24 protein-coding genes and 1 riboswitch are annotated in these 20,417 nt (G+C 36.5%); of the genes, 12 read left to right on the top strand and 12 right to left on the bottom strand.

Annotated elements, in window-relative coordinates; translation table 11 throughout:
• Positions 1–79: 79 nt before the first annotated feature.
• Together MKY02_RS02765 and MKY02_RS02760 are read left to right on the top strand one after the other, a co-directional pair.
• The gene (locus tag MKY02_RS02765) at positions 80–1,462 is read left to right on the top strand and encodes an alanine/glycine:cation symporter family protein (RefSeq protein WP_076035142.1); all 1,383 of its coding nucleotides are present in this window, start codon (positions 80–82) and stop codon (positions 1,460–1,462) included.
• Between the two features lie 71 nt (positions 1,463–1,533).
• Positions 1,534–1,758 carry a DUF1128 domain-containing protein gene (locus MKY02_RS02760; protein WP_038178574.1) on the top strand — a complete coding sequence of 75 codons (225 nt, stop codon included), beginning with the start codon at positions 1,534–1,536 and terminating at the stop codon, positions 1,756–1,758.
• Positions 1,759–1,813: 55 nt separating this feature from the next.
• Here MKY02_RS02760 and MKY02_RS02755 read toward each other — a convergent pair whose 3' ends face one another.
• The 4 genes from MKY02_RS02755 to motA all read right to left on the bottom strand — a co-directional run bounded on the left by MKY02_RS02755 (position 1,814) and on the right by motA (position 5,485).
• The gene (locus MKY02_RS02755; RefSeq protein ID WP_038178576.1) at positions 1,814–2,722 is read right to left on the bottom strand and encodes a pseudouridine-5'-phosphate glycosidase; all 909 of its coding nucleotides are present in this window, start codon (positions 2,720–2,722) and stop codon (positions 1,814–1,816) included.
• Between the two features lie 3 nt (positions 2,723–2,725).
• On the bottom strand, positions 2,726–3,817 hold the full coding sequence (locus MKY02_RS02750; protein ID WP_038178716.1) for a carbohydrate kinase: 1,092 nt from the start codon (positions 3,815–3,817) through the stop codon (positions 2,726–2,728).
• Positions 3,818–3,912: 95 nt separating this feature from the next.
• On the bottom strand, positions 3,913–4,698 hold the full coding sequence (gene motB / locus MKY02_RS02745) for a flagellar motor protein MotB (protein ID WP_038178578.1): 786 nt from the start codon (positions 4,696–4,698) through the stop codon (positions 3,913–3,915).
• On the bottom strand, positions 4,682–5,485 hold the full coding sequence (gene motA, locus MKY02_RS02740) for a flagellar motor stator protein MotA (RefSeq protein ID WP_038178580.1): 804 nt from the start codon (positions 5,483–5,485) through the stop codon (positions 4,682–4,684). The genes motB and motA overlap by 17 nt, the downstream gene beginning before the upstream one ends.
• 191 nt (positions 5,486–5,676) lie before the next feature.
• On the opposite strand from motA, the gene MKY02_RS02735 reads away from it, so the two are divergent.
• From MKY02_RS02735 to MKY02_RS02720, 4 genes are all read left to right on the top strand, one after another.
• Positions 5,677–6,909, top strand: a complete 1,233-nt coding sequence (locus MKY02_RS02735; RefSeq protein ID WP_340710581.1) for an aminopeptidase — start codon at positions 5,677–5,679, stop codon at positions 6,907–6,909.
• Between the two features lie 192 nt (positions 6,910–7,101).
• Positions 7,102–7,236: a hypothetical protein gene (locus tag MKY02_RS02730; RefSeq protein WP_255511482.1), complete on the top strand. Its 135-nt coding sequence runs from the start codon at positions 7,102–7,104 to the stop codon at positions 7,234–7,236.
• A 240-nt stretch (positions 7,237–7,476) separates the two neighbouring features.
• The gene (gene mreBH / locus MKY02_RS02725; RefSeq protein WP_038178589.1) at positions 7,477–8,484 is read left to right on the top strand and encodes a rod-share determining protein MreBH; all 1,008 of its coding nucleotides are present in this window, start codon (positions 7,477–7,479) and stop codon (positions 8,482–8,484) included.
• Positions 8,485–8,556: 72 nt separating this feature from the next.
• Complete coding sequence (locus MKY02_RS02720; protein ID WP_038178591.1) at positions 8,557–9,117, top strand: beta-class carbonic anhydrase; 561 nt, start codon at positions 8,557–8,559, stop codon at positions 9,115–9,117.
• 162 nt (positions 9,118–9,279) lie between these two features.
• On the opposite strand, the gene MKY02_RS02715 is transcribed toward MKY02_RS02720, so the two are convergent.
• From MKY02_RS02715 to MKY02_RS02705, 3 genes are all read right to left on the bottom strand, one after another.
• Positions 9,280–9,825: a GNAT family N-acetyltransferase gene (locus tag MKY02_RS02715; RefSeq protein ID WP_038178593.1), complete on the bottom strand. Its 546-nt coding sequence runs from the start codon at positions 9,823–9,825 to the stop codon at positions 9,280–9,282.
• A gap of 6 nt (positions 9,826–9,831) precedes the next feature.
• Positions 9,832–11,622 carry a M3 family oligoendopeptidase gene (locus MKY02_RS02710; protein ID WP_038178595.1) on the bottom strand — a complete coding sequence of 597 codons (1,791 nt, stop codon included), beginning with the start codon at positions 11,620–11,622 and terminating at the stop codon, positions 9,832–9,834.
• Between the two features lie 63 nt (positions 11,623–11,685).
• The gene (locus tag MKY02_RS02705) at positions 11,686–12,456 is read right to left on the bottom strand and encodes a polyphosphate kinase 2 family protein (RefSeq protein ID WP_038178597.1); all 771 of its coding nucleotides are present in this window, start codon (positions 12,454–12,456) and stop codon (positions 11,686–11,688) included.
• 220 nt (positions 12,457–12,676) lie between these two features.
• On the opposite strand from MKY02_RS02705, the gene MKY02_RS02700 reads away from it, so the two are divergent.
• On the top strand, positions 12,677–13,405 hold the full coding sequence (locus MKY02_RS02700) for a tryptophan-rich sensory protein (RefSeq protein WP_076035143.1): 729 nt from the start codon (positions 12,677–12,679) through the stop codon (positions 13,403–13,405).
• Between the two features lie 57 nt (positions 13,406–13,462).
• Here the strand turns inward: MKY02_RS02700 and map are convergent, their stop codons facing one another.
• Complete coding sequence (gene map / locus MKY02_RS02695) at positions 13,463–14,215, bottom strand: type I methionyl aminopeptidase (protein WP_038178600.1); 753 nt, start codon at positions 14,213–14,215, stop codon at positions 13,463–13,465.
• Positions 14,216–14,419: 204 nt separating this feature from the next.
• On the bottom strand, positions 14,420–14,980 hold the full coding sequence (gene thiT, locus MKY02_RS02690; protein ID WP_038178602.1) for an energy-coupled thiamine transporter ThiT: 561 nt from the start codon (positions 14,978–14,980) through the stop codon (positions 14,420–14,422).
• Between the two features lie 134 nt (positions 14,981–15,114).
• Positions 15,115–15,220: riboswitch (TPP riboswitch) on the bottom strand.
• Positions 15,221–15,366: 146 nt separating this feature from the next.
• On the opposite strand from thiT, the gene MKY02_RS02685 reads away from it, so the two are divergent.
• The 5 genes from MKY02_RS02685 (at position 15,367) to MKY02_RS02665 (ending at position 17,005) form a co-directional block, all read left to right on the top strand.
• Complete coding sequence (locus MKY02_RS02685) at positions 15,367–15,732, top strand: M20/M25/M40 family metallo-hydrolase (protein WP_235175656.1); 366 nt, start codon at positions 15,367–15,369, stop codon at positions 15,730–15,732.
• A gap of 85 nt (positions 15,733–15,817) precedes the next feature.
• Complete coding sequence (locus MKY02_RS02680; protein WP_268746448.1) at positions 15,818–15,952, top strand: peptidase dimerization domain-containing protein; 135 nt, start codon at positions 15,818–15,820, stop codon at positions 15,950–15,952.
• Positions 15,898–16,428: a M20/M25/M40 family metallo-hydrolase gene (locus tag MKY02_RS02675; protein ID WP_268746449.1), complete on the top strand. Its 531-nt coding sequence runs from the start codon at positions 15,898–15,900 to the stop codon at positions 16,426–16,428. The genes MKY02_RS02680 and MKY02_RS02675 overlap by 55 nt, the downstream gene beginning before the upstream one ends.
• A gap of 120 nt (positions 16,429–16,548) precedes the next feature.
• The gene (locus tag MKY02_RS02670; protein WP_235175657.1) at positions 16,549–16,812 is read left to right on the top strand and encodes a hypothetical protein; all 264 of its coding nucleotides are present in this window, start codon (positions 16,549–16,551) and stop codon (positions 16,810–16,812) included.
• A gap of 58 nt (positions 16,813–16,870) precedes the next feature.
• Positions 16,871–17,005: a hypothetical protein gene (locus tag MKY02_RS02665; protein ID WP_235175658.1), complete on the top strand. Its 135-nt coding sequence runs from the start codon at positions 16,871–16,873 to the stop codon at positions 17,003–17,005.
• A 231-nt stretch (positions 17,006–17,236) separates the two neighbouring features.
• Here the strand turns inward: MKY02_RS02665 and MKY02_RS02660 are convergent, their stop codons facing one another.
• The 3 genes from MKY02_RS02660 to MKY02_RS02650 all read right to left on the bottom strand — a co-directional run bounded on the left by MKY02_RS02660 (position 17,237) and on the right by MKY02_RS02650 (position 20,416).
• Entirely contained in the window at positions 17,237–18,466 is a 1,230-nt protein-coding gene (locus tag MKY02_RS02660; RefSeq protein WP_038178603.1) for an aminopeptidase, read from the bottom strand.
• A gap of 2 nt (positions 18,467–18,468) precedes the next feature.
• Positions 18,469–19,614, bottom strand: coding sequence for a DEAD/DEAH box helicase (locus MKY02_RS02655; RefSeq protein ID WP_038178606.1), 1,146 nt, complete (start codon positions 19,612–19,614; stop codon positions 18,469–18,471).
• A gap of 100 nt (positions 19,615–19,714) precedes the next feature.
• Positions 19,715–20,416, bottom strand: coding sequence for an aspartate/glutamate racemase family protein (locus tag MKY02_RS02650; protein ID WP_038178608.1), 702 nt, complete (start codon positions 20,414–20,416; stop codon positions 19,715–19,717).
• Position 20,417: the final 1 nt, after the last annotated feature.

Raw genomic sequence — 20,417 nt, 5'->3', positions numbered from 1 at the left:
AGAATAATAGTATGTAGTAGGGAAATTAATAGAAATAGGAGGAATGTTTTACAAAAAGTGGATGAGGAGGAATTGTTGAATGGATAAGTTAAATGAGATTTTAGGATCAATATCAGGCGTACTATGGGGAATCCCCTTAATCGTCCTAATTGTCGGTTCAGGGATTTATCTCACTATTCGAGTGGGTGTGTTACAACTTAGACTATTACCAACAGCTCTTAGACTCGTATTCTCTAAAAAACATGCAACAGATGCTGAAGGCGATATTTCACAATTCCAAGCTTTAACAACAGCACTTGCTGCTACAGTTGGTACCGGTAATATCGTTGGTGTAGCAACAGCGGTTATTCTCGGTGGACCTGGTGCAATATTCTGGATGTGGTTCTCTGCATTCTTTGGTATGGCAACCAAGTATAGTGAGGCTATTTTAGCAGTTCGCTTCCGCGTAAAAGATTCCAAGGGGCAAATGGCTGGTGGACCGATGTACTATCTTGAGCATGGTCTTAAACAGAAATGGCTAGCTGTATTATTCGCATTATTTGGTGTTTTAGCTTCATTTGGTATCGGAAATGGTACACAATCTAACTCAGTTGCCGGGGTTGTAAATTCTACTTTTAAAATTGATCCATGGATTACTGGTATTATTTTAACTATTTTTGTTGGCCTTGTTATTTTAGGTGGAATTCAATCTATTGGTAAAGTAACTGCAGTTTTTGTTCCAGTTATGGCTATTTTTTATTTAGCTTCTGGGTTAATCATTATTATTATGAATATTACTGCTGTACCTGAAGCATTTATGACAATTATTAAAATGGCATTCTCTGGAGAAGCTGCTGCAGGTGGAGCAATTGGTGCAGCAATTCGCTATGGTGTTGCTCGAGGAGTATTCTCTAATGAAGCTGGTCTAGGCTCTGCTCCAATAGCTGCTGCTGCTGCGAAAACAGATTTACCTGGACGACAAGCACTTATTTCAATGACACAAGTTTTCTTTGATACATTCTTAATCTGCTCAATTACTGGCTTAACTATCGTTATGTCCGGTGTTTATACAAATCCAAAACTAGAAGCAAATGCACTAACAACTCAAGCATTTGGTCACTTCTTAGGTAGTTGGGGACCAATTGTTGTAGCAATCGGGTTAATTTTCTTTGCTTCTTCAACTATTTTAGGATGGGCATATTATGGTGAAAAATGCTTCCAGTACTTATTTAAAAATCCGTTTGCTCTTTTAGTTTATCGTATTATTTTCGTAGCTTTCGTATTTATCGGTGCAACTATTCCACTTAATATCGTTTGGACATTCTCTGATGTTGCAAATGGCTTAATGGCCATTCCAAACTTAATCGGTCTTATTGGCCTATCAGGGATAGTTGTTTTTGAAACAAAACGTATTAAAGAAAAGCTAAAAGAAGAGAAAAAAGAAAAATTAAATAACAAAGCTGAGCAATCTGCAAAAGCTTAATCAATTTTTAATTGACATTCAATACATTGCATGAAATGATACTATGTATGTAACGAAAGGTAGGGAATCCTATGAATTTAACTGAACCCTCTACTGAGAATGTCATCTATATGATTGATATGATCAAAGATAAACTTCGTATGGTTAATGCCGACGCAATGAAACCAGAGCATTTTGATACCGAGCAATACGAGGACCTTGTCTATCTTTATGAAATGGTAATGAAACGTGATGCATTTAGCCCAAGTGAAATGCAAGCAATTGTAAGTGAGTTAGGCTCACTCCGAAAATCATAAAAAAGCTAGGAACAGCCATAATGTAACGGCTATGTTCCTAGCTTTTTTCATCCAATTATTTATTTAAAGCTACAGCAATTTTAGAACCTATTACAGCATTATGTTTTACTAATGCGATATTAGCTACTAAGCTCTTGCCCTCTGTTAATTCTTTCACTTTACCTAATAAGAATGGAGTTACTTTTTTACCACTAATACCATTTTCTTTAGCTTCTTGCAATGCTGTTTCAATGATGTTAGTGATGAATTCATGATCCATTGCATCAGCTTCTGGAATTGGATTAGCAATTACTGCTCCACCCTTAAGTCCAAGATCCCATTTTGCACGTAATGTTTCTGCTACCGTTTCAGGGTTATCTGCACGGAAGTTTACAGCGAAATCACTTTCACGTGTATAGAATGCTGGTACTAAGTCTGTTTCATAACCGATTACTGGAACACCCTTTGTTTCAAGGTACTCTAATGTCAATCCGATATCTAGAATAGATTTTGCACCCGCACATACTACAGCTACATTTGTTTGTGAAAGTTCTTCTAAGTCAGCTGAAATATCCATTGTTGTTTCAGCGCCACGGTGAACACCACCGATACCACCTGTTACGAACATTTCGATGCCAGCTAATTCTGCACAGATCATTGTTGCAGCCACTGTAGTAGCACCTTTTTGTTTTGTTGCTAGTAAATAAGCAAGGTCACGACGAGATGTTTTTGCAACGTCTGGTGAGTTACCTAGTACTTCTAACTCTTCATCAGAAAGACCGATTTTGATTTTACCATCTAAAATAGCAATTGTTGCTGGTACTGCACCGTTATCGCGGATGATTTGTTCTACTTCACGTGCTGTAACAACGTTTTGTGGATATGGCATACCATGTGAAATGATTGTAGATTCTAACGCTACGATTGGTAGCCCTTTTTCTTGTGCAGCTTTTACTTCTTCTGAGAATGATAAATATTGTTTCATGAATTATTCCTCCAGCTCATTTTTTAGTTTATTTGCAGATAACTCTGGTCTTACTGTAAATGCACTTTGTAAAGTTTTTGCTGCGTTCATCAAACCATTTTGAATATTTTCAGCGAAAGGTTCTTGTAGAATCCAACTATGTAGCAATGCTCCTACAAAAGCATCTCCAGCACCAGTCACATCTTCAACATGATCAATTTGAATTGCAGCATAGCTCTTCACAGGCAAATCTTTAGACGCTGCGTAGACGCCTTTACTGCCTGCTGTAATAACAACATTTTCTGCACCTTTTTCCAATAAAGCTTGTACTGCTTTTTTCCAGTCTTCCTCTGAGGTAATCGTACTATCCAAATACGTTTCTGCTTCATCGCGATTACAGATAAACCATGTTACGCCATTTAAATCTTTTGGCATACGATCCATCTTCGGTGACGATACTGGAATTAATACAAATGGAATTTGTCTAACCAATGCAAGTTCTTTAATACTCTCGATTGTTTCTTTAGGACAATTCAAATCCATAACGATACATGCTGCATTTGACATCGTTGCCTCGTGCTTCATCAGCAACTCTGGTACTAATAGATCATACACATCCATATTCGCTACAGCTAAAAGCATTTCTCCTTGCTCATCTAAAACTGCCGTATAAGAGCCAGTTGAAGCGCTTTGGAATTGTTCTACGTTAGAAACATTCATATAGCTTGCTGAAGCTTCTTTAATAGCATTCCAATCTGAATCCTTGCCTGCACCTGTTAAAAGTGAAACATGGTGTCCTAGGCGCCCTAAATTTTCAGCAATGTTTCGAGTTACACCACCGATACTTTGTGTAACGGCAGCTGGATTAGAGGTTCCCAACTGAGCTTTACCTTTAATATGAAACTTACGGTCCATATTAGCTCCACCGATACAAATTACTTCATTTTCTTCCGGCAATATATACGCCCTCCCGACAATTTTACCTTGACGTGTTAACCCTGAGATAATATTCGCTAAAGCGGGTCTAGACATATTTAACTCTTCGGCCATTTCTTGTTGGGACAAAAAAGGGTTTTGGCGAATAAGCTTTAGGATCATTAACTCTTTTTCATTCATGTCATCACCCTTATTACTTTTGTTTAGATTATAAACTTTTGTTTTTATAATGTCAAAAAAAAAAAAACGATATGTAAAATACATATCGTTTTTTCTTATTCTGATTTTGCTGATGTTTCTTTTTCGTTTGTATTTGTATCTTCTTTTTTCACTAAAGGCTGAATAAGTACTTCTACACGTCTATTTTTCGCACGACCTTCATCTGTCTTATTAGATGCAACAGGTTCATTTTCCCCATATCCTTTTGCACTAAAAAATGCTGGATCAAGTTTAACATTTTCATCTACAACTAATTTCAAGAAATTAACTGCACGCATAACACTTAGCTCCCAATTCGAAGCAAATTCTGCATTGTTCATTGGTACATCATCTGTATAACCTGTAATAATTACATGACGTGGTGGATCGAATACAAGTAACTTGGATAATTCTTTCGCAATATTTTGATATTCATCTTTTACATTAGCTTTACCTGGATCAAAGAGAATACTATCACGAATTGTTACGAGTAATCCTTCATCTGTCAGCTTTGTTGCGAATTGCTTTTCAAGCTCATTCACAGCAATAAATTCATCTACATTCCCTTTTATCTGTGATAAGGCTTCTTGATCTTCTAAATATGCTGAGTTGCTATCTTTTTCAGTACTTTCTGGTTTTTGTGGTTCAACTGGTGAGGGCTGCTCAAATACGCCCTCACCTGAATCGAAAATAGAGCTAAAAACTGTAGAAAGCTGTTGCATTTTTTGTACATCGACAGTACTAGAAGCAAATAAGACAATAAAGAGCGCTAATAATAATGTTAGGATATCGGCATATGGAATTAGCCAAGATTCATCTGTATGTTCTTCATGCTTTTTTCTTCTTTTAGATCTCTTTGCCAAGGCCACTCGCCCCGCTTTCGTCCATTATTTGAGAGCGATCTTCTTTGGTTAAATAAGATGCCAATTTCTGTTCGATTACGCGAGGAGCTTCACCTTCTAGAACCGATAAAATACCTTCAATCATCATTGTTTTTTGACGAATTTCTTGGCTAGATTTACGTTTTAACTTATTTGCAAATGGATGCCATAATACATATCCTGTGAAGATACCTAGAAGTGTCGCTACGAACGCTGCTGAAATAGCATGTCCCAATTTTTCAATATCGTTTAAATCTCTTAGTGCTGCGATAAGACCAATTACTGCACCAAGTACCCCTAAAGTTGGGGCATATGTACCTGCTTGTGAGAAAATCAAAGCTCCACTTGCATGGCGATCTTCCATCGCTTCCACTTCTTCATTTAAGACGTCGCGGATATAATCTGCATTTTGACCATCAATAGCCAAAGTCAATCCATTTTTCAAAAATGGATCATCAATTTCCGATACTTTACTTTCAAGTGCAAGTAGCCCTTCACGACGAGCTAAATCTGCCCATTGCGAAAACATTTTAATAATCTCTACATCACTTACTAACTTTTGCTCCTTGAAGATAAGACCAAACAGCTTAGGTATACGTTTTAGTTCATTCTTAGGAAATGCGATCGTAATCGCTGCGATCGTACCGAAGATGATAATAAGTATCGCTGCTGGATTCAGTAATGCATCAGGAGTAACACCTTTAAAATACATTCCTGCTAATAGCGAAACAAAAGCTATTATTAAACCAATAATCGATGATAAATCCATTTTAGTACCCCCAAAATCGTCATTCTTTTTTTTATTTCGGTTTATATTTCATTATTTTAATAATCTATTGTAAACAATAGAAGATATTTGCTGAAATTTCGTGAAAAGGACAAAATTATGGTCCTTCACTTTTTCTTTTATAATCTTTCAAAAATTGTTACAATTAACTTAAATTAAGGAGGAATGTCGTCATGATTTCATTCAATGAGAAATTAGATCGTTATGCTGAACTTGCTGTTAAAATAGGTGTCAACATCCAACCCAATCAATTTCTTTACATCAGCACTTCTACTGATAATGTAGAGTTAGTCCGCTTAATTACTAAAAAAGCTTATGAAGCTGGCGCTAAACAAGTATTTGTTGATTTCGCAGATGATCAAATTAACCGTTTACGTTATGAGTTAGCTCCCGCAGACTCTTTTGACTTTTACCCACATTGGAAAACGGAAGAACGCAATTGGTTAGCAGAACAAGGTGCTGCTTTCATAAGCATTGTTTCCCAAAGTCCAGATTTACTAGCGGGGATTGAATCTAGCCGTATCTCTGCATTCCAAAAAGCTACCGGTAAAGCCTTGAGTAAATATAGAGAATATGCACAATCTGATAAAATTAGTTGGAATGTTATTGCAGCATCTTCTAAAGATTGGGCTGCCAAAGTTTTCCCTGAACTACCTCAAGACCAACAAGTTGAGCAACTTTGGAACGCAATTTTCAAAGCTGTAAGAGTCGATGTAGCAGATCCAATCCAAGCCTGGAAAACACTTGATGAATCACTACACGATAAAGTATCCTATTTAAACGAAAAAAAATACCATAAATTGCATTACCGTGCACCTGGAACAGACCTTACAATCGAGCTTCCTAAAAACCATTTATGGTGTGGTGGCGGAAGTGTCAATGTGAATGGTAAAGAGTTTATGGCTAACATGCCTACAGAAGAAGTCTTTACTGCACCTTTTAAAACCGGCGTTAACGGTTTTGTTTCTAGTACTAAACCATTAAGCTATGGTGGCAATATTATTGATCAATTTAAAATTACCTTTGAAAATGGTCGAATCGTGGACGTATCTGCTGAGCAAGGTGAGGAAGTACTTAAACAACTTGTAGCTACTGACGAAGGTTCACATTATTTAGGTGAAGTTGCTTTAGTTCCACACAATTCACCTATTTCGCAATCGGGTCTATTATTCTATAACACACTGTTTGACGAAAATGCTTCCAACCATTTAGCTATTGGTAGTGCTTACGCATTCAGCATAGAAGGTGGTAAAACCATGTCCCGTGAAGATATTGCCGAGAACGGCTTAAACCAAAGTCTAACACATGTAGATTTTATGATTGGTTCTGACAAGATGGATATAGACGGTATTACAGAAGATAACAACGTAGAACCAATATTCCGCCAAGGAAGCTGGGCATTTTAATATTCCAGCAAGTTTACTACAAATAATAATGTAACTATTATTTTGCACTCTAAATCCTACTGAAGTGTACAACTTACGTACATATAATGCATTGGTAAAATGGTAATCCATAAATTAGACTTATGTTGAAGCAAAATATCATGTATACTGGTAGTTAATGAATCTTTAATAATGGTAGAGAGGAGTTTTATCATGGGTACATTTATAGTAACAGTATTAGGATTTTCAGCACTTATCCTAATCACTGGTGGAATCCTTATTCACTATTTACTAGTAGGATTAGATACTTCAACTGCAACTCTTGTTGATCCAAAACCAAAAAACTAACTTTTAATCCAAAACAGTTACTAATAAGTAACTGTTTTTTTATATTTTCCTCACAATTTTGTAACAAACTTGTGACATAATAAAACTAATTACCTATATTTTTACCAAAAAATGATTATTAAAAAATACTAATTTCACATATTTCCTTAATACGATTTACAACTTCCAAAATGTAACATATGTGTTTTATCGTTTTTCCTCTATACTTATGAGGCAATGTTATAAGGGAGGAAGTATACAATGTTTTCAACAACTGCAATTGGAATCGATCTTGGCACAGCCAATACGTTAGTATATACAAAAAACAAAGGAATTTTATTAAATGAACCATCAGTTATTTCAGTAAATACAACTACAAATGAAGTTATCGCAATCGGTACTGAAGCGAAGAATATGATCGGTAAAACGCCCGCGAATATTCAAGCAATCCGTCCCCTTCGCGATGGTGTCATTGCCGACTTTGATATGACTACCGAAATGATTAAAGTCATTATGCAAAAGGTCGGAAAAATTATAGGTGGCTCAATCCGTAAACCAAGTGTAATTGTCTGCACTCCCTCAGGAGCTACTTCAGTTGAGCGCTTAGCTATAAAAGATGCTGTTAAACAATGTGGAGCTAAAGAAGTCTTCTTAATCGAGGAACCAGTTGCTGCTGCAATTGGTGCTGATCTTCCCGTTAGTGAACCTATCGCAAGTGTCATCGTTGATATCGGTGGAGGAACAACAGAGGTCGGAATCATTTCATTTGGTGGTGTTGTTACTTCAAACACTATGAAACTAGGTGGCGACCGAATGAATGATGAGATTATTCATTTTGCACGTAAGGAATATAGCGTGCTAATCGGTGAACATACTGCTGAGAATATTAAGAAAGAAATTGGTTATGCTTTAATTCAACATGATAAAGAGTTCATGGAAGTACGTGGTAGAGATATAGTAACTGGTTTACCAAAAACGATCACTTTAAATTCAGAAGAAATTCAAGGTTGCCTTAAAGAATCTCTTCTTTCAATCTTAGAGGTTATTCGTAGAACATTAGAAAGCTGCCCACCAGAGTTATCCGGAGATATTGTAGACCGAGGTGTTGTGTTAACAGGTGGCGGTTCTCTATTAAAAGGTATGCCTGAATGGCTTTCAGATGAACTACTTGTTCCTGTTATTCTAGCTCCATCACCATTAGAATCTGTTGCAATTGGTACTGGACGTTCTCTAGATACAATGAACCTTTTACAAAAATTGAATTCTTAAATTCGTGAAAACTTATTCTCTTTTCTGAATAGTTATTCTAAAATAAGTATGTAAGGAAAGGGGAACTTTTTAATGTCTATAATAAATGAGATTCTTACATTCAATGAAGCCTTTGTAGAAGAAAAGCAATATGAGCCTTTTATTACAAGTAAATTTCCAGATAAGCATTTTGTTATTTTAACATGCATGGATACTCGCCTTGTGGAACTATTACCAAAAGCAATGAATTTACGTAATGGCGATGTCAAAATCGTTAAAAGTGCAGGTGCAACATTAAACCATCCATTTGGTGGTATTATGCGCAGTCTACTTGTTGCAATTTATGAGTTACAAGCAGATGAGATTTTTGTCATTGGGCACTACGATTGTGGTATGAGTGCAGTTAACCCTGACAACATGTTAGCTAAAATGGTTGATCGTGGTGTTTCTCAAGATACCATTGATCTTCTAAATTACTCTGGTGCAAACTTACATGACTGGTTAAGAGGCTTTGATGATGTAACTGAAAACGTACGAAATAGTGTTGAGATGATTCGAAGTCATCCTTTAGTTATCGACTCTATTCCCGTTCACGGTTTAGTAATTGACCCAAGTACAGGACGTCTTGATGTAGTTGAAGACGGTTCAAAATAATTGATATGACAAAAAGCGAGAGTCACCTGTTAAGTGACCCTCGCTTCTTCTTTTTCGAACAGAAATCGACGTATTTCCCAGGAAATGATTCGCTAATTATTTCATTCCGTACAGCATCCCTCTGACAGTACTTTTCCATCTCCGCCAGACGGCCTTACCCTTTCAAAATTCATCATCTATATAAGAATACAAATAATGATCTTCCCAGTTTCCGTTAATGTACAGTAGCTTTCTTAATAATCCTTCTCGCTGGAATCCTGTTTTCTCTAAAACGCGGACAGAGCCAATGTTCTTAGGCGATACGTAAGCTTCTACTCGATGTAGCGACAAATCTTCAAAGCCAAATTTAACTACTAGCTCTAGCGCCTCAGATGCAATTCCTTGTCCAATATAACGTTTATCTACTGAATAACCGACAAAAGCACTTGCAAATGGTAATCTCTTGATAGAATAAATCGATATATGTCCTACAAGATCCGACGTTCCCATTGCAAATATTGCAAAACTATACTCACGGTTGAGTCTCATACGCTGAATAGACTCAATAATCTTCTTTCTTTGAGTGTGTTCTGTATAAAACTCATCCTCATGTAATGGCTCATAGATCGACCAATAGCGCTTATTACGCTTAACTAGATTTGTGAATGCCGAAACATCGGCTTCCTCTAATGTTCGTAAATAGCAGCGATTTCCTTCAAGAAACACCATGTCAGATCACCCTTTTTGAGTGGTTAATTCTAAAAACTGTTCAACATCCTGTTCACATATACGAATTCCCTTTTCCCAGAATGCCTTTTCTGTAATATCCTCACCTAAATGTTTCATCGCTAAATCTTCTACAGACATAACAGCTGTATCTTGTAATAAAGCGATATATTTATCTTCAAAACTACTACCTTCTTCTTTCGCCTTAGCATAAATACTTAATGAGAATAAATAGCCAAATGTATATGGGAAATTATAAAATGGCACGCTTGTCATATAGAAGTGCAATTTTGAAGCCCAGAAATGGGGATGAGCAACATTTAGCGCACCTGCATAAGCTTCTTTTTGTGCTTCTTCCATTATTTCATTCAAGCGTTGAGCTGGTACAATTCCTTCTTTACGTTCTTCATAAAAACGTGTTTCGAATAAGAATCGAGCATGAATATTCATGAAGAATGCGACACTGCGCTGAATTTTATCTTCAAGTAATGCTATTTTTTCATCTACCGAGTTTGCTTCTTGAACAGCTGCATCTGCAACAATCATTTCAGCAAATGTAGAAGCTGTTTCTGCTACACCCATTGCATAGCCAGTATTCAAAGTATGAATCGGACGTAATGCATACGAATGGAATGCATGACCTAATTCATGTGCTAATGTTGCAACATTAGACATAGTACCACTATAAGTCATGAAAATTCGTGATTCTTTCGTTAATGGTAAACCAGTACAAAATCCACCTGGACGTTTATTTGGGCGATTTTCTGCTTCAATCCATCCGTTTTCAATTGCATTTGTAGCGAAGGTTTCTAGCTTCTTGCCGAAACGTCCGAAATTTTTAATGACAAATGCTGCGCCTTCTTGATAAGAAATCGTCTCAGTTGATGCAGTAATTGGGGCATCTAAGTTAAACCAATCCATTGTACTTGTATTTAACAGCTCTGCCTTACGCTTTAAATATTCAACGAAAGGTGCTTTATGATCTGTAATTGCACCCCACATTGCATCAATCGTTTCAGGTTGCATACGGTTAGTTTGAAGTGGCTCTTGTAATACCGAATCCCAACCTCTTTTTTTGTATGTAGCTAATCGGAACCCTGCTATATGATTCAACGTTTTTGCAAAGAATTCCTCTTTTTCAGTCCATGTTTTTTCAAGCGCTTCATAAGCAGCTTGACGCACTGTAGCATCTGGATGTGAACTTAAGTTATTCGCTTGGCCTACCGAAAGCTCTTTTTCCTCACCATCAATTGTAAAAGGAATTTTAATATCGCTAATCAATAGATCATACATTTCTCCCCAAGCATTATAACCATCTACTTTTAATGCAGAAATAATATTCTCTTCCTGCTCAGAAAGTTTTAATTTAGTTTCATCTCGCCATTCATTTAAAGTGAAATTGAATTGTGATAACTCCTCAGTAGTTAGTAAATCTGTCCACTTTTCTTCTTCTATGCCACTTAATACTTGTTGAAATTGCAATTTAATCGGTGCAAAATTCGCAGCTAATGATGAAATTTCACCACGTAGTAAAGATGCTTTTTTATCAGTCATATCTTGCGCTTGTAAACAAGATACAAATGAACCTGCTTGCCCCATATTAATATATACTTCTTTCATTAGTTCTAGAACATTTAAAATGGATTTTGCATCTTCTGCCACAATACTTGAAACTGCATTTTGAAGTTCTTCTAATTCAACTTGGATTCTGTCTAATTGGATTCTTAATTCTTCTGAATTGCTACCTCCTGTAAATACGGACTCTAAATCCCATACTTCTGGGAATTTTTTGTTTGTCATATTCCGACCTCCATTACTAAATTATCTTACATATTCAGTATAATACTTCTGGACACGAAATAGTTAGACTTCTTCGCTAATAGTTTCCGAGGGATCAGTAATTTTTAATCCTCTAAGTTCACATTCTCTTGTAACATGTGCGATTATTTCTTTTAACACTTGAATTCGTGCGTAATTTTTATCATCACCTGATATTAAAATCCATGGTGCATGAGGTTTATCGGTCTTCTTGAACATATCATTTGCTGCTTCAACATAAAGTGGCCACTTGTCACGATTGCGCCAATCTTCATCTGTAAGCTTCCATTTTTTATAGGGATCTTCTTGTCGTTCTTTAAATCGATTTAATTGTTCTTCATTTGACACTTGAATCCAGAATTTCGCTACGATATAGTTATCATCTGTAAGTAGTTTTTCAAATCGGTTAATTTCTTCGTAGGCACGTTGCCATTCTTCTTGTTTAGCAAAGCCTTCAATACGTTCTACTAGTACTCGTCCATACCATGAACGATCGAAAATGCCGATTTGCCCTTTGTAAGGTAGGCGCGTCCAAAAGCGATGTAGATAGTTATATTTTAGTTCGAAGGGTTGCGGTGCGGCAATTGGATGTACGATATATCCACGAGGATCCAGTCGTTGTGTTAAACGTTTAATCGCTCCACCTTTACCAGCTGCGTCCATCCCTTCAAAGGCTAACACAAGCCCTATATTATGATTGAACAAGAACTGTTGAATATTTAATAGTTCAAATTGTAATTTTTTTAGTTCCTTTTTGTAGGAAGGTTTATCGTTTAGATGTTTGTCTAATTTTATATCTTCAATGCGTTTACTCACTTTAACCACTCCTTTTACTTTTATACTATTATTTTACAGCAAATTGTACTGAAATGATATTTGTTGTTCTAACTAATCGAATGTATACTTTATACATATACATTAAAATCGGAAGATATTGTTTGTATATATACGCAATTTTATCGAGATTCTTTTCTACTTCAGAGTGCAACAACATTCAGATTTTTATACTATTCCCAACATGAAGGAGGAGATTTTATTGGGGAGATTGATTATTATTACCATCGCTTATATTGCAATGGTAACCGTAAACTTAGCTGCTAATATTCTTCCACTAAATGGTCAAACTACTGGCGAAATCTCCGACAGTTATACGGTTCTTTTCACTCCAGCACGATATGTTTTTACTATTTGGGGCTTTATATACATAACTTTAGCTTACTGGATTTATAAACATTGGTTCAATCATCAGATAAAGAACACGATTTCTATTCAACAAACATTGTTATTTACAGCCAGTTCACTACTTAATGTTTTGTGGATTTTCCTGTGGCATTATAATTACTTCCAACTTACTGTTGTTGTAATGCTACTATTATTATCTTGTTTAGCACTTCTATATTTCTCATATAGTAATGATGAACAAACATGGTCAAAGGCCATACCCATTTCCATTTACTTTGCTTGGATTTGCGTAGCAACAATAACAAATATCTCTTTCGTTTTAACGTCTAATCATTGGAATGGCTTAGGTTTAAGTAATCCTTTGTGGGCTGTTATTATGCTTACTCTAGGTACCGCTATTGCACTTCATATTCGTTTCCACCATTATGATATTTATTTTCCTATCGTCTTCATTTGGGCTTATATAGGGATTGCGATAAAAAATGGCTTTGAGGAATTACTAGTAACGACCGCAGCACTTTTTTTAAGTGGCGTCTTATTGGCAGGAATCTTATTTATAAAAAAACAAAAGCCTTCTAAATAACTGTAGAAAACAAAAAGCCTCCCTTGAAGAAAATTCAAGGGAGGCTTTTTCATTATTTTAGTCTAATTTAGTTGTAATAATAGGTTCACCATCTGTTACGATGATTGTATGTTCATATTGAGCAACTAGTGATTTGTCAGGCGTTATAAATGTCCAACCATCACCTGCTTCAACGATATGTTCTGCTTTTTGAGAGATGAACGGTTCAACAGCTAAAACCATACCTTCTTTTAAAATGGTGCGATCCCATGCATCAAAATAATTTAATACATGTTGTGGATCTTCATGAAGTGAACGGCCAATGCCATGACCTGTTAAGTTCATAATAACTGCTAAACCGTTTGCCTTCGCTTCACGTTCGACCGCTTTACCAATTTGGTTTAAACGTGCACCTGGTTTTACTTTCGTCATCGCACGATCAAATGCGCTTTCTGCAACTTGACAAAGTTTATCGATTTCTGGGTAAGATCCTTCACCTACAACAAATGACACGCCAGTATCTGCAAAATAGCCATTAACATGACCTGAAACGTCAATATTAATAAGGTCTCCCTCTTTTAGAGTAAGGTTCCCTGGAATGCCGTGTGCAACTTGTTCGTTCACACTTATGCATGTATATCCTGGAAAATCATATTCACTTTTAGGTCCTGAAACGGCTCCATTTTCTTCAAATAAACGGCCACCAATTTCATCTAATTCTTTAGTTGTAATTCCTGGTTTTGTTGCTGCCTTCATCGCTTCACGGATTTGGGCCATCACACGTCCAGCTTTTTTCAATCCTGCAATATCCTCTTGAGTTATAGCTATCATTTTATACGATCCCTTCTTCTCATATGTCTACTCTCTACTATAACACTTTTTTCGCAAAATGAAGAACATGAAAATCGCGTATATAGCTATTTCAAATGTCTATATATTTAGAATAATTTTATTTAGTTCTTATGTTTAACATATGAAATTACATAACTGAAAGTACTAAAAGAGGACTCCATCTATAAGGAATCCTCTTTTTTTTTAATTTTTTTGTTGTAATAATCGCGGTGCTGAAGTAAATAAAAGTACAGCTACAACCGCTGTTAGTATAGTAGCTGGCAACATATACGTACCATTATAAATTATAGAATACAAATAAACATTTTGGTCACCTGCATATTCGCTAAAGAAGACAATCCCTGCTGTAGTATGAGCAATATACCTCAATAAACCACCTAGAGTTGTACCGAGCACAATATACAAAGTCATTGCTTTTTTGTTTAATTGCTTACTCGCTGCAAAAACTAGATGTCTCACAACACCAGCTAGACCGACTACAGTAAATGCTATAAAGTAATCGATAAATCCCTGAACAGGTGTGAAAATTGAAGCACCCATCGCCACTTGCAATAAACCAATTAAAAACCCGGTAATTAAACCACCCGATACACCCCATCGGAATGCCATTAATACAATTGGTACCATAACAAGACTAATAGAACCACCTTGAGCCCATAGCTTAAATGATAACTGATCCAAAATTAAGCCGATTGCAGAAAAAATTGCAATCTCGATTAAAAACAACAATCTCTTTTTGTTCAAAATAAATATCCTCCCGTAGTTCTGATGTAGAACACACAAGACCTAAACGTATCCCATTTGTAAATGGGCTCTAGATAGTAAAACTTTTGGCAACAAAAAAACGACATCAGGACAGGTCCTGACATCGGTTATATGTCGGTTTCTATCCACATTCCTACGCAAGCATTAACTTACAGGTTCAAAGGGTTAGAACTTTGGGTTCACTCTCAGCCGACCATTTCGGCTCCCCTTGTGGTAAATACATCATTTAATTGTAATTGTAGAACACCCCTATTGTACTCAAACAATTCTTTTATTTCAATAGATTACTCTGAAATGAATGAGAGATTTCTTTCAAAACGTATATAATAAACAAAATGGAATTTAATTGAAGTGATTACAATTAGATGATTAGTTTACTTAAAAAGCTAATCATATATAAAAGTGATACTCCTACTGGCGCAAATGAAGCATTACAATTTTGTGCTAATTGGCTTGAGAAACAAGGTATAGATGTTAACCTACATCAAAATAATGGATTTGATATTTTAACAGCTGAAATTGGACAAGGTGCAGATTGTCTTATCTGGAACGGCCATGTTGATGTCGTCCCAGCAGCAATTGAACAATATACCCCCTTTGTAGATGGTGATCTTTTATACGGACGTGGAGCTGCTGAAATGAAAGCCGGAGTTGCGGCGATGATGTTCAGCTTTGTAGAGTTATCTAATCAGCTGACAAGCTGCCTAGACGCCTTCAACTTCATCTGGTGACAGACGAAGAAATTGGCGGTGAAAATACCTCTGGTACGCTTGCTCGTAATGGCTACAATGGCCAATTTGTGGTGTACCTACACAAATGCAGATTGGTTTACAAGCAAAAGGCATTCTTCAATTCGAACTTCAATTTAAAGGTAAAGCATCACATGGTAGTCTTCCTTGGGAGGGGTTAAATGCCGTTTTACAAGCCCTGCAATTCCACTCAAACTGTTAGAATCACCAATAACAAATGCTCGTAATGTATTTTATGATTCTCCATCAATTAATTTGGCAACAATACAAGCAGGTGAACGTTTTAATGTCGTCCCAGATCAGTGCAATGTACGCTATTATATTCGATACGTCCGAGGACAATCAGCAGAAGATATTCTAAATGAAATTCAAAAAATTCTCGATGATGAAAAAATATCAGCTGAAATAATTATTCACAGTATTGCTCCTGCAGTTAAAACAGATGCTGATGATCCATTTGTTTTATCATTAATAAAAACAATGACAACAGTTTGCGACAAACAGGACATGCTATTTGGACAACATGGATCTGCTGATACTCGATTTTATGCTGCAGATGGTGTAGGAGCCATCGAATTCGGACCGACTGGAGCAGATTGGCATGGTCCCACTGAATATGTCAGTATTTCATCTGTATACCGTTACGCAGATATAATAAAAGTACATGCATTGAGTTGAATCTTTTTGGGCTTTGTAGCGTAGATAATAATATGACTGGAGGTGCTTGGGCTGGATAACAATCGAGTATTGTCTGCATTGTGTTACTTTAGTATATTTTTTGCCGGATTTATTTTGCCAGTGATTGTTTATTTTGTCAGTGCTGATTCGAATGTAAAAAACCATGCGAAACGAGCATTCATATCACATCTTTTACTCATTATCCCATCCATTATCGGTTTCATTATTTTCTTTGTCGTGTTTGGATTTTATGGCAGTGGTTCTGATAATTTTATAAGTACAGGGCCAATTTTAATTATCTCGTTTATCATTTTAGAAATTCTAATATCTGTAGCAGTAATCATTTGGAATATCATCCAAGGTGTTCGTGTACTACGCGTTTAAGATGAAGCATCAATGGGAATAAATTATTATTAGCTTATAAGAAATGGAGTGCGACTAAATGAAGGTAAGAAACGTAGTAAAAACTGCAATTAAATTAGCACCAATTGTTTATCCAATCGTTATTAAAGTTATTGATTCTCGTAAAGCAAAATCAAAAGCAAAACAAGCACCCACAACAAGATATAAACCATAGTATTAATTACTCCTATGCGGATAAATCCATGCATAGGGGTTTTTTTATGGAATTGTGATTGTTGCTTTAACTTTAGGATTTGTTGCACTAAGTCATCTGTTTGTAATTCAGCAGAATATTCACGTCCTTTTCATTCCAAATAAAAGCTAAACATCACCCAGTTATATTCTTCTATAACAATAAAAAAACTGGAACGCCCTCCAAGGAGACGTACCAGTTTTACTCAATTAATTAAAATGCCCAACTACCATTACGGAAGATCGGTTCTATTGTACCATCTTCTAAAACACCGTCAATATTCATGTCGGCACTACCAATCATGAAATCCTCATGTGTAATAGAAGTATTAATACCGTGCTCTTCTAGTTGTTCGGGAGATAACTCACTACCATCTTCATAGCACGTTGGATATGCTTCACCGATAGCTAAGTGATTAGAAGCATTTTCATCAAATAATGTGTTGTAGTAAAGAATATTTGATGCAGAAATTGGTGATTCATGTGGCACTAATGCTACTTCACCAAGGTATTTTGAACCTTCATCAGCTTTGATCAATTCTTGTAATAAATCATTGCCCACGCCAGCTTCAGCTTTGACGATTTTACCATTTTCAAACGTTAATTTGAAATCATCAATGATATTGCCTTGGAAGACAAGAGGTTTTGTATTTGATACAAATCCGTCTACTCCATATTTTGATGGCATTGTATATACTTCTTCCGTCGGCATATTAGCCACAAATGAAGTATTCTCTGGTGTTTTACTAGCACCAGTTTGCCAAATATGTTTGTCAGGCAATTCGATTGTCAAATCAGTTCCTGGAGCTGTGTAGTGAAGTTTTACAAAGCGTTTAGCATTCAGTATAGCCGCACGAGTATCTAGGTTTTCTAAATGACCTTGCCAGTTTTCAACTGCATTTCCTTCGCCAATACGAACTGTTTTGAAAATCGCTTCCCATAAGGCTTCCACTTGTTTGTCAGCTTCTAAATTTGGGAATACTTTCGCTGCCCATTGCTTCGACGGAACAGCAATGATTGCCCATGCAACTTTATCGTTCATAACAGCATTACGGTAATTCGCTAATGCTTTACCCGCTGCTTTTTGTTGTGCAGATAACTTAGACACAGGGACACCTGATAGTAAATCTGGATCTGCGGCATCAATCCATAATAAGGCACCTTTTCGTTCGATTAGTTCGTCACGCTGTTCACTAATCCAACGGGGGTATTTTGCAAATTCATCCTCAGGAGCATTATCAAAAAAAGCGCGGTCAATCTCTCCATCAGAAAAATTGACAGTAACGCGACCTGCTCCTGCTGCATATGCTTCTTTTACAACTAAACGTGTAAACTCAATTGTATCTGTAGTTGTGTTAATTAGAAGTGTTTGACCTTTTTGAATATTAACGCCTACTTTTACAGCAAGCTCAGCAAATTGTGCTAATTTCTCCTGGAATGTCATTCTTATTTGCCCCTTTTCACAGTAGGTTTTGTTGTTCCTTCGATTAATTTTCCAGCTGTCCACGTTTTTTCAACGGGTTTTGATGGCAGCTCACGAGTCCATTTACGATACGTATGCTCTTCATGGTGTGCAAGTAATGTTAATACTTCACCATCTGCTCCTGCGCGTCCTGTACGGCCTGAACGATGTAAGTATTGCTCCATTGTATGTGGTACATCTACATGTATTACATGTGTTAGACCTTCAATATCTAATCCACGTGCAGCTACATCTGTCGCAATTAAAATACGTGCTTCGCCTTTACGGAACGAATCTAGTGCCTTTTTACGCTCTTCTTTTTTCATTTCTGAGTGTAAAACAACAATTGGTGCAGCACGGTATGATAATTTTGTTTCTTTCATCAATAATTGATCTAAATTATTTACAAATGCTAAACCACGTAAACCTTCTACATTTGAAAGCTTACGTAACATTTCTGTTTTATTTCTCTCTTCGATTTTCATAAATGAATGCGTTACCTTTCCTTGGTTTGGCATTTCATCTAAGCTAACTTTGAAGCGTACAGGCTCATTCATCATACGTGCAGCGACTAGCTCGATTTCCTCAGTAATTGTTGCAGAAACAACAGCTACTTGGCGACCATGACTTGCTCCATCGATAAATGATTTTACTAATACGCGATAGTCACGACTAAGAAGTTGGTCCCCTTCATCAAGGACAATTTTCGTTAGTTCATGAAGCTTTAGTTTTTTTGCTTTTACTAATTCGTTTAGACGTCCAGGTGTGCCGACAACGATTGTTGGTTTTTTCTTTAGTTTATCAATTTGACGTTGTGGATTCGCGCCACCTATTAATGGAACGACTGTAATGTTCGTTCCTGCAACCCACGTACGGATAACTTCAACAATTTGCATACATAACTCTTGTGATGGAGCGATAATTAATGCTTGTGTTGCTTTTTTAGTACCGTCAACTGATTGTAAAATTGGTAAAAGATACGCAAGTGTTTTACCCGTTCCTGTCGGAGATTCTGCTACGACGTCTTTGCCCTCAAGTAATGCGGGAATCATTTCATCTTGGATTGGCATTGTATGTTCAAAAGTCCATTTTTTTTGTAAATCTTCGTTTAATAAAGTTAAAAAAGACATTGCTGTTCCACCTTCTCCCATTCACATATATGTAATGTGAAATATAGTTTTTATATAAAAACCTGCCCTTTAATTGAGATGAAGGACAGGTTTTTGCGCTCTAATCTAGTAATTCATATCCACAACTAACAATAGCACAATCAGCAAGTACAAGTAACGAATCAATATAAGAATCATCAAGAGCAAGCTCACGATTTACAATTGAGAGCTCTGTACATCCTAAAATAATACGATCACAGCCTTCAGCTTTTATCGCTTCTTCAATCATATTCCATTCGTTATGTGTAACGGCTTTTCCTGCTTTCACATAGTCATAAATGATTGACATGACTTGCTTTTGCAGTTGTTCATTTGGGATAACTGGTTCTAACCCAACCTCTTCCAATGCATGTTGATATACACCTGAGGTAAGGGTACCGGTTGTTGCTAATACTCCTACTCGTTTTGCACCGAGTTGTTTTGCTTTATTAGCTGTTTCTCGAATCATATGCAGTACTGGTACCGGTGAGTTTTCTTGTAGCTCATCATAAAATGTATGTGCTGTGTTACAAGGAATTGCAATTAGCTCTGCTCCAGCAGTCGCTAGCTTATGCGTATCCTCAACCATTAAAGGTACCGGACTTGGTTCAGATGGATTCAGAATATGAGCTGTTCTGTCAGGAATACGCGTATCATTATCTATAATGAAATGCACATGTTCCTGATCTTTGAAAGCTTTCGTTCTACGGACAATCATTTCTCCTACAAGCATTGTTGCAAGTGGTCCTACTCCACCAATAATACCTAATGTTTTTTTATTCATG

The organism is Viridibacillus sp. FSL R5-0888 (assembly GCF_038009105.1).
In the GTDB taxonomy this organism is placed as follows: domain Bacteria; phylum Bacillota; class Bacilli; order Bacillales_A; family Planococcaceae; genus Viridibacillus; species Viridibacillus arenosi.
This window is presented reverse-complemented; position numbering and strand designations above follow the sequence as displayed.